The sequence below is a fragment of the Rhodococcus sp. Q1 genome (assembly GCF_004153645.1).
Classification (GTDB): Bacteria; Actinomycetota; Actinomycetes; order Mycobacteriales; family Mycobacteriaceae; genus Rhodococcus; species Rhodococcus gordoniae.
In genome coordinates this window covers 153,909-176,037 of sequence record NZ_SDMJ01000002.1, presented here as the reverse complement: position 1 = coordinate 176,037, position 22,129 = coordinate 153,909, and the positions used below count along the sequence as shown (strand labels likewise).

Here is a 22,129-nt window from a genome sequence, read left to right as displayed (position 1 = left end):
CGGCCGGCCTCGGGGCGGTGACTGCGGAGGATCGCCACTGCCGGCGACGAGCGCGGTGGTGTGGGGAGCGACCGATGCCGGATCGCGAATGATGTTCTCGGACCGCGCGCTCCGGAGCGTTCCATGATGCACAATGCCGAACATGAACGCGCAGCGCTATGTCGGGGTCGTGGGTCCGGGTGAAGCCACGCCCGAACAGCGACGTATCGCCCGGCAGGTCGGGGGGCTCCTTGCCGGCCGCCGGGCCGTCGTGGTCACCGGCGGCCTGGGTGGGGTGATGGCGGCGGCCTGTCGCGGCGCTGTGGAAGCCGGCGGGACGACCCTCGGTCTGCTACCCGGGGACGACCGTGCCGAGGGTAATCCCTATCTGACGGTGGCCGTTCCCACCGGTCTCGGAGAGATGCGCAACGCGCTGCTCGTGCGCAGCAGCGACGCGTTGATCGCGGTGGGCGGCAGCTGGGGCACGATGAGTGAGATCGCGCTCGCGGTCCGGATCGGCGTTCCGGTCGTCGCCATCGGGGGCTGGAAGATGCCCGCTGCGGGAGTGCTCGACGTCGAGTCGCCCGCCGAGGCCGTCGAGTGCCTGCACGCACTGTTGTGGCGTAAGGATCCGGTGTGATCCGACCGTGGACACGACGAGGGGCGCGAATCCACGAGTCGGCGTCGGCGGGTTCGTACCGTCGGCGGGTTCGCCTGGAACCGGCGGCGGACCCGCCGGTGCCAGGCCGAAGAAGACGCGCGCGACGCCCTCGAACCCTGAACGGCACCTCTATCCGGAATTCCGAACCCGCACGAGCGCTGCCACCGGCAGGGGATCGAGCAGATCGACGATCCGGACCGGCCCGGTGAAGGTGCGTCCGGTCAGGGCATCCGACCATTCGCCGTCCGGCAGGTGAAGAGCCGTGTCCTTCCATCCGGAACGCGACAGCGCCACGGTGTGGCGAGCGGACACCGCGAGCACGTCGAGATCGTCCGGTGCGGGACCACGGCCGAACGCGAGAAGATGCTCGGCGGCCGGGCCGGTGGCGAGTATCGGCACGTAGGCCCCGCCGACGAAGCTCTCCGGACGTTCGCGGCGCAACCGGAGCGCCGTGCGCACGAGCGTGAACTTCGCCGGGGCCGAATCGGGGGCGTCGAGCAGTCGCCGTCGGGCGTCGAAGTCCACCGGCCGCCGATTGTCCGGGTCGACGAGCGAGTCGTCCCACAGTTCGGTGCCCTGATAGACGTCGGGTACACCCGGACCCAGCAGCTGCAGCAACTTCTGGCCGCACGAGACGGCCGCGACGTGCGGTTCGACCTCCGCGACGAACGAGGTCAGCTCGCCCGCGACGGGTCCGTCGAAGATCGCGTCCAGCCAGCCGTCCACGGCGGCCTCGAACTCCTCGTCGACCTCGGTCCACGTGGATCGGGTCCCGTTCTCCCGCAGCGCCTTCTGTGCGTAGGCGTGAACCCGGTCGCGCAGTTCGGCGGTCACCACTCCGTCGAGTGGCCACACCCCGAACAGGGTCTGCCACAGGAACAGTCCGATCGCCGGATCCGGCGCGGGCGCACGGTCGTTCCACGACCCGAGCCGCCGCGACCACTCGTCGGCGACCTGCGAGAGCACACCGATCCTCGCCCGAACGTCCTCGCTGCGCTTGGTGTCGTGGGTCGACAGAGTGGTCATCGCTCGCGACCAGTGCCGAGCCCGCTGGGTCCATGCAAGGTGGAATTCGGCCGGGGAGACGGAGAAACGGCCGGGTTGCCCGCCCACCTCCTGCAGCGAGATCAGCCGCACCGCACGGTAGAACAAGCAGTCCTCGACCGCCTTGGCGGTCGCGGCCCCGCACACCTGGCCGAAGCGGGTCGCGGATTCGTCCCCGAAGGCCATCGCCCGGGCGAACACCGCGAGCGCGGGACCGAGCGAGGGGTGCGAACGGGCGAGATCGCCGACGATGCGCGGCACCAGGGTCGCGAGCGGCGCGTAATCGGCACGATAGACGGGAAGCTGTGCGGCGACGGCGATCACGGCCTCGTGCAGCGTCCCGTCGTCGCATTCGGTGTCGCCGGTCTCACGCCGGATCGCCCGCACGAGCCGGCGTACCTCCGGTGCGAGCCCGTTCCCGAGCACCGACCGCTTGAGGTCGTGTTCGCGTGCGTGCAGCCACGATACGTCGCCCTCTGCGCCGGTGAACCTGCGCGACAAGGCGTTCAGTTCCGGCTCGCCGGACGGATCGACGAAGACCGCCGACAGTTCCCCGAGCGCGTCGTAGCCGGTGGTGCCGTCCACCGGCAGGGTGGCGTCCAACGGCTCGGCGTCGCCGAGGATCTTCTCGATCACGAGCCACCGCTCGGGGCCGATCACCTCGCGCAGACGCGCGAGATAGCCGGCGGGATCGGCGAGACCGTCCGGATGGTCGACGCGGATCCCGTCGACGAGATCGTCGGCGATCCACGACGCGACCTGTTCGTGCGTCGCGTCGAACACCTCCGGATCCTCCACCCGCACGGCGGCGAGATCGTCGACGGTGAAGAAGCGGCGATATCCGATCAGCCCCGAGTTCCACGCCACGAGACGGTAGGCCTGTCGCGCGTGGACCTCCTCGCCGGTGCCGGCGTCGGTTCCGGGGGCGATGGGAAATCTCTTGTCGTAGTAGGCGAGCAGAGGTTCGTCGCCGGAACGGTCGACGGTCAGGTCACGGACGTCGTCGTCGGACCCGAGCACCGGCAGGGCGATCCGTCCGTCCGCGCCGTTGTCGTCGGCGAGGTCGAGATCGAAGAAGGACGCGTACCGGGACCCGGACCCGTGTTTCAGGACGTCCCACCACCAGGCGTTCTGGCGCGGGTCGCTCACACCGACATGGTTGGGGACGATGTCGACGACCAGTCCCATGCCCCGCGCGCGCGCCTCCCGCGACAACCGCTCCAGCCCCTCGCGGCCCCCGAGCGACTCGGAGACCGTGCCGGGATCGACCACGTCGTAACCGTGGGTGGACCCGATCGTCGCGCTGAGGACGGGGGAGAGGTAGACGTGCGAGACCCCGAGGGCGTCGAGGTAGTCGAGCACGGCGACGGCGTCGGCGAAGGTGCACTCGTCGCCGCGCATCTGGAGTCGGTAGGTGGACAGCACCGACGCAGGGTTCCCCGCGCCACCGCCGCTCACACCTGCCGACTCCGTAACGTCCGAGGTCACCGGGTTCTCCGGAGCACCAGCACCGAACGCGCCTGCACCCGCACCGGTTTACCGGCGACGACCGTCTCCTCCCGCAGACCGTCGGGGACGTCGGTGTCGAGCGCGACCGTCCACTCCTCGGCGTGCGGGCCGTCGGGGGTGACGAACTCGATCGGTTCGTGATGGGCGTTGAAGCACATCAGGAACGAGTCGTCGACGACGCGCTGCCCCCGCTGATCGGGCTCGGGGATGCCTTCGCCGTTGAGGAAGACCGCGAGGGACTTGCCGAAGCCGCTGTCCCAGTCCTCCGGCATCATCTCGTCGCCGGCCGGGGTGCGCCACGCGATGTCGCGGGACTGATCACCGCTGCGGATGGGCCGGCCCTCGAAGAACCTGCGCCGCCGGAACACCGGGTGCTCGGTCCGCAGCGCGATCACATGGCGGGTGAACGCGAGCAGTTCGGCGTTGGACTCGGCGAGCGACCAGTCCACCCACGACAGTTCGTTGTCCTGGCAGTACACGTTGTTGTTGCCCTGCTGGGTGCGACCGAACTCGTCGCCGTGGGCGAGCATCGGCGTGCCCTGGGACAGGATCAGCGTCGCGAGCATGTTGCGTTGCTGGCGCCCGCGCAGCGCGAGGACCTCGGGATCGTCCGTGGGACCTTCCACCCCGCAGTTCCACGACCGGTTGTGCGACTCGCCGTCGCGATTGTCCTCACCGTTGGCGTCGTTGTGCTTCTCGTTGTACGACACCAGATCCGCGAGGGTGAAACCGTCGTGGGCGGTGACGAAGTTGATCGACGCGCCGGGGCGGCGGCCGGTGTCCTCGTACAGATCGGACGAGCCGGTCAGGCGCGACGCGAACTCACCGAGGGTGGCCGGTTCGCCGCGCCAGTAGTCGCGGACCGTGTCGCGGTACTTGCCGTTCCATTCCGTCCACTGACCGGGGAAATTGCCCACCTGGTAGCCACCCTCACCGATGTCCCACGGCTCGGCGATGAGCTTGACCTGCGAAACCACCGGATCCTGCTGGACGAGATCGAAGAAGGCCGACAGGCGGTCGACGTCGTGCAGCTCGCGCGCCAGAGTCGACGCGAGGTCGAAGCGGAAACCGTCGACATGCATCTCGGTGACCCAGTAGCGCAGCGAATCCATGATCAGCTGCAGGGTGTGCGGGTGACGGGCGTTGAGGCTGTTGCCCGTTCCCGTGTAGTCCATGTAGTAGGCCTTGTCGTCGTCGACGAGGCGGTAGTAGGCGGCGTTGTCGATGCCGCGGAAGCTGATGGTGGGACCGAGATGGTTCCCCTCGGCGGTGTGGTTGTAGACCACGTCGAGAATCACCTCGATGCCGGCCTCGTGGAAGGTCCGCACCATCGCCTTGAACTCGGCGACCACCGCGCTCGGCTTGTTCGACGACGAGTACTCGGCGTGCGGCGCGAAGAACCCGAAGGTGTTGTACCCCCAGTAGTTCCGCAGGCCCTGGTCGAGCAGCACCTGGTCGTGCATGAACTGGTGCACCGGCATCAGCTCGATCGCGGTGACCCCGAGGTCGAGGAGATGGTCGATGATCGCCGGATGCGCGAGCCCGGCGTAGGTGCCCCGCATGTGCTCGGGGACGTCCGGGTGCGTCGCCGTCATGCCCTTGACATGAGCCTCGTAGATGACGGTCTCGTTGTAGGGACGCCGGGGCTGGCGATCCATCGCCCAGTCGAAGAACGGGTTGATCACCACCGTCGTCATGGTGTGGCCCAGCGAGTCCAGTGCGGGCAGATCCGCGGCCGCGTCGGAGGTCCGTCCCGTCGCGATCGCCTCGGGTTCGGCGGTGTCGTCGGGCGCGGTGGCGCCGCCGTCGGTGTCCTCCGATGCCTCGTCCGTGGCCGGGCCGGTCTCGGGCTCGGCGCCGGGCAGCGGGTAGGAGAACAGCGACGGATCGCCGTCGAACGAACCGTCGAATGCCTTCCCGTACGGATCGAGGAGCAGTTTGCTCGGATCGCATCGGTGTCCGTTCTCGGGGTCGAACGGGCCGTGCACGCGATAGCCGTAGCGCTGGCCGGGTGAGACCGTGGGAAGGTATGCGTGCCAGACGTATCCGTCGACCTCTTCGAGAGGGATGCGGGTCTCCGTCCCCTCGCGTGAGATGAGGCACAGTTCGACCTTCTCGGCGATCTCGGAGAACAGCGCGAAATTCGTGCCGGCCCCGTCGTAGGTCGCTCCGAGGGGGTACGGGGATCCCGGCCACACTTCCAGCGTCTCGGGCATCTCGTCGGTAGCACTCGCTTCGGTGGACTCCATGCCCGCCAACAGTAGTCTTCCGGCGGCCCGGGCACCGGGTGAGCGCGTCACCACCAGCCGGTGGCGGGACCGAGTTGTCTGCCGAGCTCGGGCGTCAGCGTGCGGACGTAGGTGGTGGTGAGGTGGTTCTCGTCGCGGTAGATGAGGATGTTGCCCTCCACCGCCCGGCACAGGTCCGGGCGGCAGAACTGGTCGGACAGGTCGAGCAGCGACACGGTGGGCAGGTGCGCGGAGGCGGCGACGGCCGGGTCGACCGGGTCCAGCGCCTCGCCCCGGGGCACCCCGCACGTCTCGGCGTTGCCGCCCCCGGCGAGGCAGTCGGCGGCCCGGTACGCGACATCGTCGCGGAAGAGCCACGGGTTGTCGCGGATCGCGATCACCGGGATGCCGTAGTCGGCGAGCGTCTGCCACAGGTCGATGTACCAGAACGGAACGAAGTCGCCCGGCCCTTCGCCCTGATCCTTGGTGCGCGTCGAGGTGGTGAACACGTAGTCGGGCGGATCCGCGCGCAGTTCCGCGAGCACGGCGGTCGACCACGTGTCGCACTCGATCGTCGGGGACTCCTCGACGAGCGGGGCGAGCGGATCGGACAACGGGCACCCCACCTTGAGATAGGTGTCGAGGCGGAAACCGTGTTCGATACCGAGCGCGTCGAGCGCGGCGAGCCAGTGCTCCGAATGCGACCCGCCGGCGAGCACCATGCGGCGCGTCGCGAGCGGATCGCCGTAGGTGCAGGTCAACGGCGTGCGATTGGTGTGCTGGGCGATGCAGTTGTCGAGTGTCGCAGGAGGCAGGTCGCGATGGGCGACCAGTAGCGGTGGTTGCACCGGCTGCGGCTCGGTGGAGACGGCGGGATCGAAGACGGCGGCGCCCGGATACAGCTCCGCCGGCAACGCCGAGGTGCGCTCGACCGTCTCGGCCGAGCGGTCGACGTAGGTGTGCCAGAGATTGCCGGCCCCGACGAGCGCGACGGCCGCGACCGTCACGAGACCGAGCACGGCCGTCCGGGACGGCCGAGGAGGGGCGACGCGACGGAGGGGCTCCTCGAACCACCGGGTCGACGCCTCGGCGAGCAACAGCGACAGGACGATCACACCGAGCCCGCCCACGAGACCGGCCGACGGGTGCCCGCGCACGATCAGGTAGCCGATGAGGAGCGGCCAGTGCCACAGGTACAGCGAGTAGGCGATCGCCCCCAGACGCACCATCGGTGCGGACGCCAGCAGTCGCGCCGACGGGGTGTCGTGGTCGGGACCGGAGCCGACTCCCGCCACGACGAGAGCCATCGCCGCGCCGACGGGCACGAGCGCCCACGGACCGGGGAACAGGGCGTTGCCGTCGAGGACGAAACCGCACGCGAGCAGCACGACGAGTGCGAGCCCACCGAGCACGATCCGCAGCACACGCGGAACCCGCAGCCACGGTGACAGGCACACGAGCAGTCCGCCGAGGGTCAACTCCCAGGCGCGGGCGGCACTGTCGTAGTACAGCCACGACTGCGCCCGGTCGGACAGCACCGCGTACGCCAGCGAGGATGCGGTGAGTGCCGTGAGCAGCACCGTCAGCGGGATACGCACCGGCATCGACATCCGGCGCAGCAGCCATGCGAAACCGAACACCACCACGAGCGCCGCGACGTAGAACTGGCCCTGCACCGCGATCGACCACAGGTGCTGGAGCGGGCTGACCATGGGATCCGCGGCCAGATAGTCACTGGCGGTGAGGGCGAGGTACCAGTTCTGGACGAAGAGCAGCGACGCCCCGGTCTGGTCGGCCACCGCGAGCCACTGTGTGAACGGCTGCAACACGACCGTGGCGACGGCGACGGCGCTGAGCACGAGGACGAGCGGGGGCAGCAGACGCCTGCCGATCCTCCGCAGGACGGGACGCGGGTCGAGCGGCGCCGGGGATTCGGCGGTCCGCAGCAGCGAGCCCACGAAGAAGAAGCCGGACAGTGCCAGGAAGACGTCGACCCCTCCCGAGACGCGGCCGAACCAGACGTGGAAGATCACCACGAGCGCGATCGCCAGTCCGCGCAGTCCGTCGAGATCGGCGCGCCGCGCGGGGCGGGTGCCCGCCGTCCGCGCGGCACTCTCGAGTTCTCGTCCCGAGGTGTGGACGGACATGTGACGGATACCCCCGGTGTCATGCGTGTTCGGCTGTACTGCCGCCCGGCGCCGATCGGTGCACCGGACGATTGCCGTGAGTGTTGTTCACGGCAACTCGGCAGACTACGCGGCTGCGGTGGGGGGCGGCCAACCGCCTACAGTCTGGGCGTGAGCAACTCCTCCCTCTCTCTCGAACGGATTCGCACTCTCGACAGCCGGCACCTGTGGCATCCCTACGGCGCGTTTCCGGCGCCCGCCGAATCGCTCGTGGTCGACCGCGCCCACGGTACCCGGCTCGTTCTCGCCGATGGACGCGAGCTGATCGACGGGATGAGTTCGTGGTGGGCGGCAGTGCACGGATATCGCCATCCGGTTCTCGACGCCGCGGTCCGGGACCAGCTCGAACGGATGAGTCACGTGATGTTCGGCGGCCTCACCCACGAGCCCGCCGCGCGGCTCGCGGAACTGCTCGTCGACATCACCCCCGAGGGTCTCGACACGGTCTTCCTCGCCGATTCGGGCTCGGTGGCGGTCGAGGTCGCCGTGAAGATGGCGGTGCAGTACCAGCGCGCTGTCGGCAGGCCCGGACGGCGTCGTCTGCTCACCTGGCGGGGCGGCTACCACGGCGACACCTTCGCCCCGATGAGCGTGTGCGATCCGGAGGGCGGCATGCATGCGCTGTGGACCGACATGCTGGCGCGGCAGATCTTCGCTCCCGCCCCACCGGCGCATTTCGATCCCGGCTACGTCGCGCAGTTCGAGGCGGTCCTGCTCGAGCACGCCGACGAGCTCGCGGCGATCGTCGTCGAACCGGTCGTCCAGGGCGCCGGCGGTATGCGCTTCCACGACCCGCTCTATCTGCGTGAGCTACGCAGGATGTGCGACGAGCACGGACTGGTGTTGATCTTCGACGAGATCGCGACCGGTTTCGGGCGCACCGGGGAACTGTTCGCGGCCGACCACGCGCAGGTGAGCCCGGACGTGATGTGCGTGGGCAAGGCGCTCACCGGCGGGTACATGACACTCGCCGCGACGCTGTGCACCCGGGCCGTCGCCGAAGCGATCAGCGCCGGCGAGGGCGGCGGCGTGATGCACGGCCCGACCTTCATGGGCAACCCGCTCGCGTGCGCCGTCGCGGTCGCGGCCGTCGAATTGCTGCTCTCCCGCGACTGGCGCGCCGAGGTGGGGGCACTGAACGCGGGCCTGACGGAGGGGCTCGCCCCGGCCCGCGAGCTGCCGGGGGTCACGGATGTTCGGGTACTCGGGGGTATCGGTGTGATCGAACTCACCGAGCCGGTGGACATGCGTGCGGCGACCGACGCGACGGTCGCGGCCGGTGTGTGGCTTCGTCCGTTCCGCAATCTCGTCTACGCCATGCCTCCTTACGTGTGCTCCACCGCCGACGTCGCGGAGATCACGTCGGGGATGATCGCCGCGGCGGGCGCCCAGGTCGGGTAAGCCGCCGCGGGGGCATGCCGCGGGACGTTCGACGCGGCATCGACGCGGGCCGGCGCGCCGACTTGAACAGCGTTCAAGTATGGTTACCGTTCATGACCGCACATCCCGCCCTGGCGTGGCTCGACGACACCGCGGCGGCGCGACGCGCAGCGGGTCTGCACCGGGAACCCGTCGTCCGAACCCCCGGCTCGGCCGTCGTCGACCTCGCGTCCAACGACTATCTCGGTCTGTCCCGCCATCCGGAGGTCCTCGCGGGGGCCACCGCCGCACTGCGGCGCTGGGGAGCCGGTGCCACCGGATCGCGGCTGGTCACCGGCACCACCGCCGAACACGAACTGCTCGAACGCGAACTCGCCGACTTCGTCGGGGCGGACAGCGGTCTGGTGTTCTCGAGCGGATACGCCGCGAATCTCGGTGCCGTCGCCGCCCTCGGCGGCAAGGACGCGCTGATCGTCTCCGACGCCGGGGGGCACGCGTCGCTCGTCGACGCGTGCCGGCTGTCCCGCTCGAGAATCGTCGTCACTCCTCACAACGACGTCGACGCGGTCGCGCACGCCCTCGCGACCCGCGCCGAGGCGCGCGCGCTCGTCCTGACCGACTCGGTGTTCAGTACCGACGGAGACCTCGCCCCGTTGCGGCGGCTGCACCGCATCTGCCGCTCGCACGACGCGTTGCTCCTCGTCGACGAGGCCCACGGGGTGGGAGTCCGCGGCGCGGGGGGCCGCGGACTCGTCCACGAAATGGGTCTCGCCGGCGAACCCGACGTGGTCGTCACCGCGACGCTGTCGAAATCCCTTGCGTCCCAAGGAGGAGTGGTGCTGGCCGACCGGCGTGTGCGCGAACACCTCGTGGACACCGCCCGAACGTTCATCTTCGACACCGGCCTGGCACCGGCCGCGGTCGGTGCCGCCCGGGGAGCGTTGAAGGTGTTGCGCGCCGAACCCGCCCGTGCCGCGGCCGTACTCGAGCAGGCCGCGCACCTCGCGCGCGTCACAGGCGTCGACGCACCGCCGTCCGCGGTGGTGTCGGTGATCCTCGGCGACCCGCATGTCGCCGCCGATGCTGCTGCGCAGTGCCGCGAACGCGGTGTGCATGTCGGCTGCTTCCGGCCGCCGTCGGTACCGGCCGGCACCTCGCGGCTGCGGCTGACCGCCCGCGCGAACCTCACCACCGACGAACGCGCACTCGTCGACGAGGTGCTCACCGATGTCCTCGCGGGGGCCCGCGCGTGAGCATCCTCGTCGTCACCGGTACGTCGACCGATGTGGGAAAGACCGTCGCGACCGCCGCGCTGGCCGCGAGCGCCGTGGCGGCGGGGCTGCGGGTCGCGGTGTGCAAGCCCGCCCAGACCGGAGTGGCGGACGACGGCCCGGGCGACCTGCAGGAAGTCCGCCGGCTGGTCGGGGGCTCCGTCCACCTCGTCGAACTCGCTCGGTACCCCGACCCGCTCGCACCCGATACCGCCGCGCGGCGCAGTGGACGCCGGTTGCTCGACCTCGACGAGGTCGTCGACGCCGTCCGGAGTCTCGACGCCGGATACGACCTCACCCTCGTCGAAGGCGCCGGCGGCCTGCTCGTCCGCCTCGGCGCCGGGGGCTTCACTCTCGCCGACGTCGCTGCGGCGCTGGGCGCACCCGCGGTGGTCGTCGCGGCGGCAGGGCTGGGCACGCTCAACCACACGGCGCTCACCGTGGCCGCACTCCGCGCGGCGGGGATCGCCTGTCCGGGAGTGATCATCGGATCCTGGCCCGCAGCACCGGATCTGGCGGAGCAGTGCAATCTCGACGACCTCCCGGCCGTCACCGGCGTCCCCGTGGTCGGCAGGATCCCGGCCGGCAGCGGGGCGATCGACGCGGCCCGCTTCGCTGTCCGGGCCTCCGAGTGGCTGGCGCCGCCGCTCCGGACGAAACGGCATGCGAGCGAAGCTTCCGCTGTACTGTGATGGATGCCACACTGCAACGGCCTGTCCCATCGTGTCGGCCGGCGCGACATGCCGACCGCTCGGCCCGGAGGTACGGATGTCCACCAGCGAAGTGCAGGAACTCCAGCGCACCGCCGCCCACCTGCGCCACTGCCTCGGATCACTACGATCGCGCTACGGGGACGCAGCCCCCGTCCGGAGGCTGGCGAACGACCTCGAACGCCTCGACATCGACATACGCGACTTCGCCGAACATCCTCCACGCGAGGCCGTCAACAGTCTCGGTGAACGCATCCCGATCCCCGACACGCCGTACGACGACTCGTTGTTCCGCGGAACGGATACGGACGACGAAGGTCTCGGCGGGCTGCACGGCTCGCGGTGAGCACGTCCGAGGCGTCACCGGCGGCCCGCGGCACGCCCGCGACCGGCGTGCGCTCCGCGGGCCGCGCACGGATCGCCGCACGTACGCTGCGGAACGACCGCTGGTGGCAGACCCCCGCACTCACCGTGCTCGGCCTCGGTGTGTTCGTGGTGTACGCGACGATCCGCTCGTTCGTGCGCAGCGCCTACTACGTCGAGGACTACCACTATCTGACGCCGTTCTACTCTCCGTGCGTGAGCGCGTCCTGCGTGGACGGTGCCCGCCATTTCGGAACGTGGGTCGGCGAACTCCCGATGTGGATTCCGCTCGCGTTCCTGTCGCTCCCGCTTCTCCTCGGTTTCCGACTGACCTGCTATTACTACCGCAAGGCCTACTACCGCTCGTTCTGGTTGTCGCCGCCCGCGTGCGCGGTGGCCGAACCCCACCGGCGCTACACCGGCGAAACGCGGTTGCCGCTGATCCTGCAGAACTCGCACCGCTACTTCTTCTACGCCGGTTTCGTGGTGTCACTGATCAACACCTACGACATGATCGCGGCCTTCCGTAGTCCGAGCGGATTCGGCATCGGGCTCGGCAACCTCATCCTGCTGATCAACGTGATACTGCTCTGGGGATACACGCTCTCGTGCCATTCGTGTCGGCACGTCACCGGAGGGCGGCTGCGGCACTTTTCGAAACATCCTGTGCGGTACAGGATCTGGACGTTCCTGTCGAGGCTCAACGTCAGGCACATGCAGTTCGCGTGGATCACGCTGGGCACCCTGATCCTCACGGACTTCTACATCATGCTCGTGGCGAGCGAGACCATCACGGATCTCCGGTTCGTCGGCTGACGGACCCGAGCAGTACGGCGGAAGGGCAGGCGACCGGAAGAGGGGAAGCTCAGATGGTGGATGTCGAACGGCACAAGGTCGACGTCGTGGTGATCGGAGCGGGTGGCGCCGGACTCCGCGCGGTCATCGAGGCGCGGCAACGCGGTTTCTCCGTCGCCGTGGTGTGCAAGTCGCTGTTCGGTAAGGCCCACACCGTGATGGCCGAAGGCGGGTGCGCCGCCGCGATGGGCAACGCCAATCCCCGCGACTCCTGGCAGATCCACTTCCAGGACACGATGCGCGGCGGCAAGTTTCTCAACAACTGGCGGATGGCCGAACTGCACGCGCGCGAAGCGCCCGACCGGGTGTGGGAACTGGAAACCTACGGAGCGCTGTTCGACCGGACACCCGACGGACGGATCAGCCAGCGCAATTTCGGTGGCCACACCTATCCACGACTCGCCCACGTCGGCGATCGCACCGGACTCGAACTCATCCGCACGATGCAGCAGAAGATAGTGTCGCTGCAGCAGGAGGACCACGCCGAACACGGGGATTACGAGGCGCGGGTGCGGGTCTTCGCCGAATGCACCATCACCGAACTGGTGAAGGACGCGGAGGGTCGCATCGCCGGAGCGTTCGGATACTGGCGTGAGACCGGGCGATTCGTGTTGTTCGAGGCGCCCGCCGTCGTCATCGCCACCGGCGGCATCGGCAAGTCGTGGAAGGTGACGTCGAACTCGTGGGAGTACACGGGCGACGGTCATGCGCTCGCCCTGCGCGCCGGTGCCGCCCTGATCAACATGGAGTTCGTCCAGTTCCACCCCACCGGGATGATCTGGCCGCCCAGCGTCAAGGGCATCCTCGTCACGGAGGGCGTCCGCGGCGACGGCGGGGTGCTGAAGAACTCCGAGGGGGAGCGGTTCATGTTCTCCTACATCCCTCCGGTGTTCAAAGGCCAGTACGCCGAAACCGAGGAGGAGGCCGACCGCTGGTACGACGATCAGGAGAACAATCGCCGTACCCCCGATCTGCTCCCGCGCGACGAAGTGGCCCGCGCCATCAATTCGGAGGTCAAGGAGGGCCGCGGCACCCCGCACGGCGGAGTCTTCCTCGACATCGCCTCGCGGATGCCGGCCGCCGAGATCATGCGGCGGCTGCCGTCGATGCACCACCAGTTCAAGGAACTCGCCGACGTCGACATCACTGCCGAAGCGATGGAGGTCGGCCCGACCTGCCACTACGTGATGGGTGGAATCGAGGTCGACCCCGACACCGGCGCGGCCTCCGTGCCGGGACTGTTCGCGGCCGGGGAGTGCTCGGGCGGGATGCACGGGTCGAACCGCCTGGGCGGAAATTCGCTGTCGGACCTGCTGGTCTTCGGCCGCCGGGCCGGTATCGGCGCGGCCGACTACGTCCAGGGCCTGACGACGCGACCGGCCGTGATCGAAGCCGACGTCGACGCCGCGGCACGCGCGGCACTCGCTCCCTTCGATCCGGCCGAGGCCGACCGCGCCGAGAACCCGTACACCCTGCACACCGATCTGCAGCAGGTCATGCAGGATCTCGTGGGCATCATCCGCCGCGCGGACGAGGTCGAACGCGCGCTCGCCGAACTCGACGGGCTACGGTCCCGGATCCGAAACGTCGCAGTGGAGGGACACCGCCAGTTCAACCCGGGCTGGCATCTCGCCCTGGACCTGCGGAACATGCTGCTCGTGTGCGAATGCGTCGCACGAGCTGCGTTGCAGCGCACCGAGAGTCGCGGAGGGCACACCCGCGACGACTATCCGTCGATGGATGCGCAGTGGCGTCGCACACTGCTCACCTGCCGCCTCGACGGGGGCGACCCGTTCGTCCCGGACGTCTCGGTCACCGCCGAGCGGCAGGAGCCGATGCGCCCCGACCTGCTGGAACTGTTCGACATCGACGAACTCGGCAAGTACTACACCGACGAGGAACTCGCGGATCATCCCGGACGGAGGGGTTGAGATGGGATATCGGGCGGCGTTCAGGATCTGGCGGGGCGACGCCGACGGTGGACAGTTGCGCGACTACACCGTCGAGGTCAACGAGGGTGAGGTCGTCCTCGACATCCTGCACCGCCTGCAGGCCACCCAGGCACCGGATCTCGCCGTGCGCTGGAACTGCAAGGCGGGCAAGTGCGGATCCTGCTCGGCGGAGGTCGACGGCCGCCCGCGCCTGACGTGCATGACCCGCATGTCGCTGTTCGATCCCGACGCGACCGTCACGGTGACGCCGATGCGCACCTTCCCGATCATCCGCGATCTCGTCACCGACGTCTCGTTCAACTACCGGAAGGCACGCGAGATACCGGCCTTCGCGCCGCCCCCGGATCTCGCGCCGGGGGAGTACCGGATGCAGCAGGTCGATGTGCAGCGCTCTCAGGAGTTCCGCAAGTGCATCGAATGCTATCTGTGCCAGAACGTCTGCCACGTGGTGCGCGACCACGAGGAGAACAAGGAGGCCTTCGCCGGTCCCCGCTATCTCATGCGCATCGCGGAACTCGAGATGCACCCGCTCGACGTCGCCGATCGGCGCGACGTGGCGCAGGACGAGCACGGCCTGGGCATGTGCAACATCACCAAGTGCTGCACCGAGGTGTGCCCGGAGAACATCCACATCACCGACAACGCGCTGATCCCGATGAAGGAACGCGTCGCCGGCCGCCGCTACGACCCGATCGTCTGGCTCGGCAACAAGCTGTTCCGGCGCTGAGTCACAAGCAGAGAGGGCTCAGTTCACGCGTTCGGCGACCAGCGGAACCAGCTCGTCGAGCGCGAACGGCACCGACAGCACCGAGTTCGTCGAGAACGCCGCAGAGATGTCGGAATCACTGTCGAGCACGAGGAACCGGCCGTCGCGCACCGCCGGGATCTGCCGGAAGACCGGATTGTCGGTCACCTCCGCCGCCGGTACGTAGATCGGCAGCACGATCAGTAGATCCGCATCGAGCAGGTTCAGGTTCTCGTCGGAGACGGTGATGAAGAAGTCGTCCGACGCCGCGGCCTGCACCTGCGGATTGTTCACGAAGCCGAGTTCGGTCATGAAGTCCACGCGCGAATCGCCGACGACGTAGGCGCCCCACCCCTCCGACGTGTACGAGGCGACGGTGACGGTCCTGCCCGCGAACTCGGGATTGTCGGCCGCGGCCTGCTCGAAATCCGCATCGATCTGCGACAGCAACTCGGCACCCTTGTCCGGGACGCCGAGAGCCGCTGCCACGGTGGTCACCTGGTCGTCGAGCGACGTGAGGTAGGCGTCGCTGCCTTCCGGGCCGGCGACGGTCGGGGCGATCCCCGAGAGCGTCTCGTAGCGGGCCGGCTCACCGGAGCTCTTGGTGTCGAGGATCAGATCGGGATCCTGTGCCGCGAGCAGCTCGAAGGACGGCTCGATCGTGCCGATGAGCTCCGGCGGCGAGTCGTACAGCCCCTGCGCCCACGGCCCGACGCCGTCGCCACCGAAGTCGAGCCAGTCGCTCGCGGCCACCGGCCGAACACCGAGTGCCAGTGCGGTTTCCGCGTCGCCCCAGCCCAGAGCCGCGACACGCTCGGGGGCGGACTCGACGGTGACCTCCCCGAATTTCGTGTCGACGGTGACGGGGAAGGCGCCGTCGGACGCGGCCGAGCCGGACTCCGTCTCCGTGTCGGACGATCCGCACGCGGTCAGCGCGATCGCGGTGGCCGTGAACAGGGCGGCGGAACGGAGCAGCGCGGCGGATCGGCGTGTCATCGGGGCCTCGAGTCTGTCGAACAATGAGTGAGGTGATCCTAACCCGGCAGGATGGGCAAGGTGAAAACCCGTCGGAAACCGCGCAGGACAGCGGCCCGAGCGCGCACTATGTGTCCGTGACCCCACCCGAGGACGGTCGTCCTGCGCAGGCGAGCCTGGTGCTGGCCTCGCTGATCCTCGTCGCCGCAGTGGCGAACCTGAACCTCGCCGTCGCGAACGTGGCGCTACCCGACATCGGGAAAGCGTTCGACGCGAGCCAGACCGAACTGAATCTCGTCGCGGTCGGCTATTCCGTCGGCCTCGCTGCGTCGGTGCTGTACCTCGGGGCCGTCGGCGACCGCTACGGGCGCAAGACGATGCTCCTTACCGGCATGGCGTTGTCGGTGCCCGCCTCGGCGGTCGCCGGGTTCGCACCGAACGTCGATGTGCTGTTCGCCGCCCGGGTGCTCGGCGGCGTCTCCGCCGGTCTGGCGTTCCCCACCACCCTGGCGCTGATCACCGCGTTGTGGTCGGGCGCAGCACGGACCCGCGCGATCGCACTGTGGTCGTCGATCGGGGGTGGTCTCACCGCATTGGGCCCGCTCGTCGCCGGCACCCTGCTCGAACAGTTCTTCTGGGGATCGGTCTTCCTCGTGACGATCCCGCTGGCGTTGATCGCCCTTGTGTCGACCTGGGTGTTCGTGCCGAGTCACGTCAACGAGTCGACCGAGCCGGTCGATCATCTCGGCGGGATCGTCTCGGTGGTGCTCGTCGGCTCGCTCGTCCTGGGCATCAATTTCGTGCCCGTCGACGGGATGGAGACCATCGCGGTGTCCGCCCTCGTGATCGCTCTCGTCGCGGTGATCCTCTTCGTGATGCGCCAGCTGCGCGCGGCGAATCCCCTGTTCGACCTGCGCGTCGCGCGGCGCCGGGTGTTCTGGGTCGCGGCCGTGGCGGGCATCATCGTGTTCGGCACCCTCATGGGAACGATGTACATCAGCCAGCAGTACCTGCAGAACGTGCTCGGCTACTCGACGCTCGCGGCCGGATCGGCGGCGCTGCCCGCCGCATTCGTGATGGTGCTGGTGGCACCGCAGTCGGCGAAACTCGTCGGGTCTCGCGGTTCTCGTTTCACCCTGCTGTCGGGTTACGTCGCGATCGTGGCCGGACTCGTCGTCGCGCTGATTCTGTGGGACGAGGACGCGCACTACTGGGTGATCGCCCTCGGATACATGTGCCTGGGAGCCGGTGTCGGTCTCGCCGGTACCCCGGCCTCGCATTCGCTCACGGGATCGGTGCCGGTTTCCCGCGCCGGAATGGCCTCCGGCACGGCCGATCTGCAACGCGACCTCGGTGGAGCGATCGTCCAGTCGATCCTCGGCGCGCTGCTCACGGCCGGATACTCGGCCTCGCTCGCGGCGACGATCGCGGCGAGTCCGCAGGCCGCGTCGGTCGACGAGCAGACCGAGACCGCGTTGGAGAAGTCGTTCGCGGGCGCCGTCGGCATCAGCGAGCACTATCCGCAGTACGCGCCACAGATCATTGCGGCCGCCCGCACGGCGTTCCTCGACGGCGACACCCGCGCCTACACCGCCGCGATCGCCATCGTGCTGATCGGAGCGGCACTGGTGGCCTTCGCCTTCCCCTCCCACACGGCCGAGACGGCGCTGCTCGCCCGGTACGCCGAGGAGGACGGTGACGCGCAGGCCGATTCCTCCGGCGAACCGGCCCGCTGATCCCGGGCCGTCACGCCGTTCGGGGCCGGTCCGGCGTTCACCTCGACTGCGACCAGCGCCCGACGTCGCCCCGTTCGAGCGCGACGGCGAGCAGCTCCGGGAAACGGTCGGGTGTGCACGCGAAGACGGGCACGCCGAGTGCGGCGAGCGCCGCCGCGTTGTCGCGGTCGAAGGACGGCGCCCCGTCGTCGGACAGGGCCGGCAACACCACGACCTGCACACCTGCCCCGACCATCTCCCGGATACGGGAGAGCATCTCGGCGCGGATACCGCCCTCGTACAGATCGGAGATGAGCACGAACAGCGAATCGGCCGGCCGGGTGATCAGCGACCTGCTGTAGGCGATCGCCCGATTGATGTCGGTGCCGCCACCGAGCTGGGTGCCGAACAGCACATCCACCGGATCGGCGAGCAGGTCGGTCAGATCCACCACGGAGGTGTCGAAGACGACCAGCGACGTGCGCAACGCCCGCATCGAGGCCAGGACCGCCGCGAACACCGACGCGTACACGACGCTCGACGCCATCGACCCGGACTGGTCCACCGCGAGCACCACATCGCGTTTCACCGCCCGGGAACGACGCCCGTAGCCCACCAGCTTCTCGGGCACCACCGTGCGATGCTCCGGCAGGTAGTGGGCGAGGTTCGCACGAATCGTGCGGTCCCAGTCGATGTCGCGCGGCTTCGGATTCGACGTCCGCGACGACCGGTCGAGTGCACCCGTGACGGCGGTACGGGTGTGCTGCTCGATGCGGGCCTCGATCTCACGCACGACCTTCTCGACGACCGTGCGTGCCGTCGCCTTGGTGGTCTCCGGCATCACACGGTTCAGGCTCAACAGCGTGCCCACCAGGTGCACGTCCGGTTCGACGGCCTCGAGCATCTCGGGTTCGAGGAGCAGCCGGGTCAACCCGAGCCGATCCACCGCGTCGCGCTGCATCACCTGGACGACGGACGTGGGGAAGTAGGTGCGGATGTCGCCGAGCCAGCGTGCCACCCGGGGCGCGGATGCGCCGAGACCGGCGGTGCGCGGCGCGGTGCCGTCGCCCGGCGCGGTGTCGTACAGGGCGGCGAGCGCGGCGTCCATGGCGGTGTCGTCGGCCGAGGACAGGGAGCCCGTGGAGTCCTCGGCGGCCTCACCGAGTGCGAGCCGCCAGCGGCGCAGACGTTCGGTGTCTCCGGATTCGGTTGTCATGCCGACACTCCCAGGATCGACGCGGTGGCGGTCAGGGCGATCCGGCCGCGGTCCACCGCGGGCGGTGCCTCCGTGCGACGGGTGCGTTCACCGCGCACCGTCTGCCCGAGCAGGCGTCGCTCCCCGAAGGCGAAGGACCCGAAGGTGCGTCGGAGGACGGGCAGGACGTCGACGAAATCGTCGTCGGTGAGTCCGCTGATCCAGCCGTCCACGAGATCGAACAGGGCGCCGTCGTGGACCAGCAGGAGCCCGCCGCCGCCGAGGAAACCGTCGATCCAGCGCGCTTTCGCGGGCGCGGGTGACCCCACGGACAACGCTCGCGCGACCCGCACGGCCGCATCGTGCTCGCCGAGCCGGCCGGCGTCGCGCAGCATCCGGGTGGTGCGGCCGACGAGCAGACCGTCGACGTCGTCGCGCTCGCTCACCGATGTCAGCGTGTCCAGCCACCGGACGGTCGCGGTCGGGTCCTCGCGCAACGCGAGCGCGAGATGCACGCCGTCGATCGCGGTGCGCAGCGCATCGGCGGCGTCGTGGTCGAGACCGGTGACCGCCGCCGGGAGGCCGGCGCAGACACGCGCGAGCAGAGCGTCGCAGACGTGGTCCAGGGAGGACAGATCGGTGCCCCGCACGTCGCCGTAACGGACGGTCCGCACGAGGGTCGGTAGTGCGCTCATCAGGTGCAGCACATCGTGATCGAGAGCGGCCGCCGCGTCGATCGCCCTCACCAGCGACGGGATCGTGGTGCGTAGGTCGGCGAGCAACGCCCGTTCGAGGAGTTCGGTGAGGTCGGCGAGCGCGATCCCGGAGCGAGCGGCACGGTCGGCCACCGTGGCACCCGCGGCGGATCCCACCGTCGTGCCCCACCGGGACGCCTCGACGATCGCCACCGACAACTCGGGCTCCCACCGCAACGTCCAGGTTTCGCGGAACGTGCCGGTCGAGCGCACCTCGCTCTGCGTGGGCGTACCCCAGTCGATCCCGAGCAGCGCCAGCCGGTGCAGCAGTCGCGACCGCGCAACGTCGATTTCCCGGCGCAGGTCCAGATCGAGGTTCTTCGCTTCGCTGGACCGCTTGAGACGCAACGACTTCGCCTGTCGCTGCAGGTCGGTGTCGAGCGGGACGGTGGGGGTGTCCTCGGAGACGGATCCGAGTGCCTCCCCGACGACGAGCCGCCGCGTGACGAGGTCGAGCAGGACGTCGTCGCCGTCGCACAGCACCGATCGGGTCGCTTCGACGACCTCGTCGAGTCCGGCCACCGCGCGACCGCGCAGCGCAGCGAGCGTGTCGGCGAGGCGCGTCGCCTCGATGACGTGGGCACTCGAGACGGGCAGATCCTCCTCGCGCAGAACACGGGCCACGCGGGTGAACCAGCGCGCGGTCGTGTCCGCGGGCTGGGTGAACAGGTGGTGGTACCAGCCGGGTGAGGTGATGCCGGCGCCGTAGCCCGACGACAACGACAACCGGGAGTGGCTCCACGGCACCCAGGTGAGGGTGGTCTTCACTTTGGGTAGGCCCTTGAGCAGACGCGCGTCGGGCGCGGCCGGTCCGAGCCGGCCGGTGAGTGCGGGGGCGTGCATCGCCCCGCACACCACAGCGATCGCGCGGGCCCCGGCCTTGACCGTCGCGCGCAGCACCTGCCGCATGTGCGCCTCGCGTCGCGCGGTGTGGTCGTCGATCCCGACGTCCTCTCGCAGCGCCCGCATCGCGTCGGTGATCTCGTCGAAGGCCTGTGCGGTGCCGTGCTCGACCACCGCGTCCCACCACTGCTCGAAGTCCGCGTAGCCGCCGGCGCGGGCGAGCATGCCGAGCAGATCGTCGGTCGCGCGGTCGCCGACCTCGCGTTCGGCGGCGAGCGACATCGCCGCCGGAAGGTCGCAGAACCGCACGTCCGCGTCGTGCAGATACGCCCAGCGCAACGCCTGCCACTCGGGCGAGAAGGCCGCGACCGGCCAGAACGCCGCCCGCGCCGGTTCGTCGCGAGCGTAGGCCAGCAGTGCGACCGGCGGAACCATGTCGTCGGCCGCGGCGAGCGCAAGTACCGGATCGGCGTCCGACGGACCCTCGATGAGGACGGTGTCGGGTTCGAACTCTGCGAGTGCCTGCAGGACCGCGCGCGCCGAACCCGGCCCGTGGTGCCGGATGCCGAAGACCCGGATCTCCGCGGGCGCATCCGCGCGGTCGAAGAGAGCGTCGGTCACCCGGTGATCTCCCGGCACGCCCGGTAGAAGTCGGTCCAGTCGCCGCGTTCCCGGACGACGGCCTCGAGATATTCGTTCCAGACGACGCGATCGGAGACCGGGTCCTTGACCACCGAACCGAGGATGCCGGCCGCGACATCGGACGGACGCAGCACGCCGTCGCCGAAGTGCGCCGACAGTGCCAGACCACCCGTCACGACCGAGATCGCCTCGGCGGTGGACAGCGTGCCCGACGGGGACTTCAGCTTGGTGCGGCCGTCGGTGGTGACGCCGCTGCGCAGCTCGCGGAACACCGTGACGACGCGGCGGATCTCCTCCGCGGCCGCGGGCACGGCGGGCAGTTCGAGTGCGGCGCCGAGTTGTTCGACGCGGCGGGTGACGATCGCGACCTCGTCCTCCTCTCTCGCCGGCAACGGCAACACGACGGTGTTGAACCGTCGGCGCAGCGCGGACGACAGGTCGTTGACCCCGCGGTCGCGATCGTTGGCGGTGGCGATGACGTTGAACCCCTTCGTCGCCTGCACTTCGGTGCCGAGTTCGGGGACGGGCAGAGTCTTCTCCGACAGGATGGTGATCAGCGCGTCCTGCACGTCCGCGGGAATGCGGGTGAGTTCCTCGATACGTGCCACGGCGCCGTCGCGCATCGCCGTCATGACCGGGGAGGCGACCAGCGCGGCGGAGCTCGGCCCTTCGGCGAGCAGCCGCGCGTAGTTCCAGCCGTAGCGCACCGACTCCTCGGTCGTGCCCGCTGTTCCCTGCACGAGCCGGGTCGACGAACCGCTGATCGCGGCGGCGAGATGCTCGGACACCCAGGTCTTCGCGGTGCCCGGCACGCCGAGCAGCAACAGTGCCCGGTCGGTCGCCAGGGTGGCGACGGCCACCTCCATCAACCGGCGCGGACCGACGTACTTCGGGCTGATCACGGTGCCGTCGGCCAGTTCACCGCCGAGCAGGTAGGTCACCACCGCCCATGGCGACAGCTGCCACGACGGTGGGCGCGGCCGGTCGTCGAGTCGCGCGAGCACCGCGAGTTCGTGCGCGTACTGCTGCTCGGCGTGCGGACGCAGCAGGCCGGTATCGGGCGCGGCGGTATCGGGCGTGCCGGACCCGGTGGGGCCGGACACCTCGGGCTCATCGATGCC

Annotated in this window: 16 protein-coding genes; 9 read left to right on the top strand and 7 right to left on the bottom strand. The window is 69.6% G+C overall.

The genetic code is table 11. The annotated features are described in order from the left end of the window. The first annotated feature begins 133 nt into the window (after nucleotides 1-133). Complete coding sequence (locus EQ874_RS05625) at nucleotides 134-619, top strand: TIGR00725 family protein (protein ID WP_129976173.1); 486 nt, start codon at nucleotides 134-136, stop codon at nucleotides 617-619. Nucleotides 620-769: 150 nt separating this feature from the next. Here EQ874_RS05625 and treY read toward each other — a convergent pair whose 3' ends face one another. Genes treY through EQ874_RS05610 form a run of 3 tightly spaced genes read right to left on the bottom strand, consistent with a single transcriptional unit; the run spans nucleotide 770 to nucleotide 7,568 of the window. Further along, nucleotides 770-3,172 carry a malto-oligosyltrehalose synthase gene (treY, locus tag EQ874_RS05620; protein ID WP_129976171.1) on the bottom strand — a complete coding sequence of 801 codons (2,403 nt, stop codon included), beginning with the start codon at nucleotides 3,170-3,172 and terminating at the stop codon, nucleotides 770-772. After that, entirely contained in the window at nucleotides 3,169-5,442 is a 2,274-nt protein-coding gene (gene glgX, locus EQ874_RS05615; RefSeq protein WP_064062936.1) for a glycogen debranching protein GlgX, read from the bottom strand. Before glgX ends, treY begins: the two co-directional genes overlap by 4 nt. A 47-nt stretch (nucleotides 5,443-5,489) precedes the next feature. After that, a complete protein-coding gene (locus EQ874_RS05610) occupies nucleotides 5,490-7,568 on the bottom strand; it encodes an acyltransferase family protein (protein ID WP_129976169.1) in 2,079 nt (692 codons plus the stop codon). Nucleotides 7,569-7,718: 150 nt separating this feature from the next. Between EQ874_RS05610 and EQ874_RS05605 the strand changes: the two genes are divergently transcribed. The 7 genes from EQ874_RS05605 to EQ874_RS05575 all read left to right on the top strand — a co-directional run bounded on the left by EQ874_RS05605 (nucleotide 7,719) and on the right by EQ874_RS05575 (nucleotide 14,865). Continuing rightward, the gene (locus EQ874_RS05605) at nucleotides 7,719-9,008 is read left to right on the top strand and encodes an adenosylmethionine--8-amino-7-oxononanoate transaminase (protein ID WP_129976167.1); all 1,290 of its coding nucleotides are present in this window, start codon (nucleotides 7,719-7,721) and stop codon (nucleotides 9,006-9,008) included. Between the two features lie 92 nt (nucleotides 9,009-9,100). After that, nucleotides 9,101-10,240, top strand: coding sequence for an 8-amino-7-oxononanoate synthase (locus EQ874_RS05600; RefSeq protein WP_129976165.1), 1,140 nt, complete (start codon nucleotides 9,101-9,103; stop codon nucleotides 10,238-10,240). Next, nucleotides 10,237-10,950, top strand: coding sequence for a dethiobiotin synthase (gene bioD, locus EQ874_RS05595; protein ID WP_064062940.1), 714 nt, complete (start codon nucleotides 10,237-10,239; stop codon nucleotides 10,948-10,950). The genes EQ874_RS05600 and bioD overlap by 4 nt, the downstream gene beginning before the upstream one ends. A 76-nt stretch (nucleotides 10,951-11,026) precedes the next feature. Next, nucleotides 11,027-11,314: a hypothetical protein gene (locus EQ874_RS05590; protein ID WP_026003506.1), complete on the top strand. Its 288-nt coding sequence runs from the start codon at nucleotides 11,027-11,029 to the stop codon at nucleotides 11,312-11,314. After that, nucleotides 11,311-12,147 carry a hypothetical protein gene (locus tag EQ874_RS05585; RefSeq protein WP_064062941.1) on the top strand — a complete coding sequence of 279 codons (837 nt, stop codon included), beginning with the start codon at nucleotides 11,311-11,313 and terminating at the stop codon, nucleotides 12,145-12,147. Before EQ874_RS05590 ends, EQ874_RS05585 begins: the two co-directional genes overlap by 4 nt. 53 nt (nucleotides 12,148-12,200) lie before the next feature. Continuing rightward, nucleotides 12,201-14,117 carry a fumarate reductase/succinate dehydrogenase flavoprotein subunit gene (locus EQ874_RS05580; protein WP_064062942.1) on the top strand — a complete coding sequence of 639 codons (1,917 nt, stop codon included), beginning with the start codon at nucleotides 12,201-12,203 and terminating at the stop codon, nucleotides 14,115-14,117. Nucleotide 14,118: 1 nt separating this feature from the next. Continuing rightward, complete coding sequence (locus EQ874_RS05575; protein ID WP_016935037.1) at nucleotides 14,119-14,865, top strand: succinate dehydrogenase/fumarate reductase iron-sulfur subunit; 747 nt, start codon at nucleotides 14,119-14,121, stop codon at nucleotides 14,863-14,865. An 18-nt stretch (nucleotides 14,866-14,883) separates the two neighbouring features. Here the strand turns inward: EQ874_RS05575 and EQ874_RS05570 are convergent, their stop codons facing one another. Continuing rightward, complete coding sequence (locus EQ874_RS05570) at nucleotides 14,884-15,879, bottom strand: iron-siderophore ABC transporter substrate-binding protein (protein WP_129976163.1); 996 nt, start codon at nucleotides 15,877-15,879, stop codon at nucleotides 14,884-14,886. Nucleotides 15,880-15,902: 23 nt separating this feature from the next. Here EQ874_RS05570 and EQ874_RS05565 point away from each other — a divergent pair, with 23 nt between their 5' ends. Continuing rightward, nucleotides 15,903-17,594: an MFS transporter gene (locus EQ874_RS05565; protein WP_129976161.1), complete on the top strand. Its 1,692-nt coding sequence runs from the start codon at nucleotides 15,903-15,905 to the stop codon at nucleotides 17,592-17,594. 37 nt (nucleotides 17,595-17,631) lie between these two features. On the opposite strand, the gene EQ874_RS05560 is transcribed toward EQ874_RS05565, so the two are convergent. The 3 genes from EQ874_RS05560 to EQ874_RS05550 are packed head-to-tail and all read right to left on the bottom strand — an operon-like array spanning nucleotide 17,632 to nucleotide 22,111. Continuing rightward, nucleotides 17,632-18,789 (bottom strand): VWA domain-containing protein, encoded by a 1,158-nt coding sequence (locus EQ874_RS05560; protein WP_129976159.1) that lies wholly within the window; start codon nucleotides 18,787-18,789, stop codon nucleotides 17,632-17,634. After that, on the bottom strand, nucleotides 18,786-20,987 hold the full coding sequence (locus EQ874_RS05555; RefSeq protein ID WP_129976157.1) for a DUF5682 family protein: 2,202 nt from the start codon (nucleotides 20,985-20,987) through the stop codon (nucleotides 18,786-18,788). The genes EQ874_RS05560 and EQ874_RS05555 overlap by 4 nt, the downstream gene beginning before the upstream one ends. Continuing rightward, nucleotides 20,984-22,111: an AAA family ATPase gene (locus EQ874_RS05550; protein WP_129976505.1), complete on the bottom strand. Its 1,128-nt coding sequence runs from the start codon at nucleotides 22,109-22,111 to the stop codon at nucleotides 20,984-20,986. Before EQ874_RS05550 ends, EQ874_RS05555 begins: the two co-directional genes overlap by 4 nt. Nucleotides 22,112-22,129: the final 18 nt, after the last annotated feature.

What these genes read in the sequence shown, in the direction of transcription:
- EQ874_RS05625 (WP_129976173.1), top strand. Translation starts at nt 134, where the DNA reads ATGCCGAACATGAACGCGCAGCGCTATGTCGGGGTCGTGGGTCCGGGT.
- glgX (WP_064062936.1), bottom strand. Translation starts at nt 5,442, where the DNA reads ATGGAGTCCACCGAAGCGAGTGCTACCGACGAGATGCCCGAGACGCTG.
- EQ874_RS05610 (WP_129976169.1), bottom strand. Translation starts at nt 7,568, where the DNA reads ATGTCCGTCCACACCTCGGGACGAGAACTCGAGAGTGCCGCGCGGACG.
- EQ874_RS05600 (WP_129976165.1), top strand. Translation starts at nt 9,101, where the DNA reads ATGACCGCACATCCCGCCCTGGCGTGGCTCGACGACACCGCGGCGGCG.
- EQ874_RS05590 (WP_026003506.1), top strand. Translation starts at nt 11,027, where the DNA reads ATGTCCACCAGCGAAGTGCAGGAACTCCAGCGCACCGCCGCCCACCTG.
- EQ874_RS05580 (WP_064062942.1), top strand. Translation starts at nt 12,201, where the DNA reads ATGGTGGATGTCGAACGGCACAAGGTCGACGTCGTGGTGATCGGAGCG.
- EQ874_RS05575 (WP_016935037.1), top strand. Translation starts at nt 14,119, where the DNA reads ATGGGATATCGGGCGGCGTTCAGGATCTGGCGGGGCGACGCCGACGGT.
- EQ874_RS05570 (WP_129976163.1), bottom strand. Translation starts at nt 15,879, where the DNA reads ATGACACGCCGATCCGCCGCGCTGCTCCGTTCCGCCGCCCTGTTCACG.
- EQ874_RS05565 (WP_129976161.1), top strand. Translation starts at nt 15,903, where the DNA reads ATGAGTGAGGTGATCCTAACCCGGCAGGATGGGCAAGGTGAAAACCCG.
- EQ874_RS05560 (WP_129976159.1), bottom strand. Translation starts at nt 18,789, where the DNA reads ATGACAACCGAATCCGGAGACACCGAACGTCTGCGCCGCTGGCGGCTC.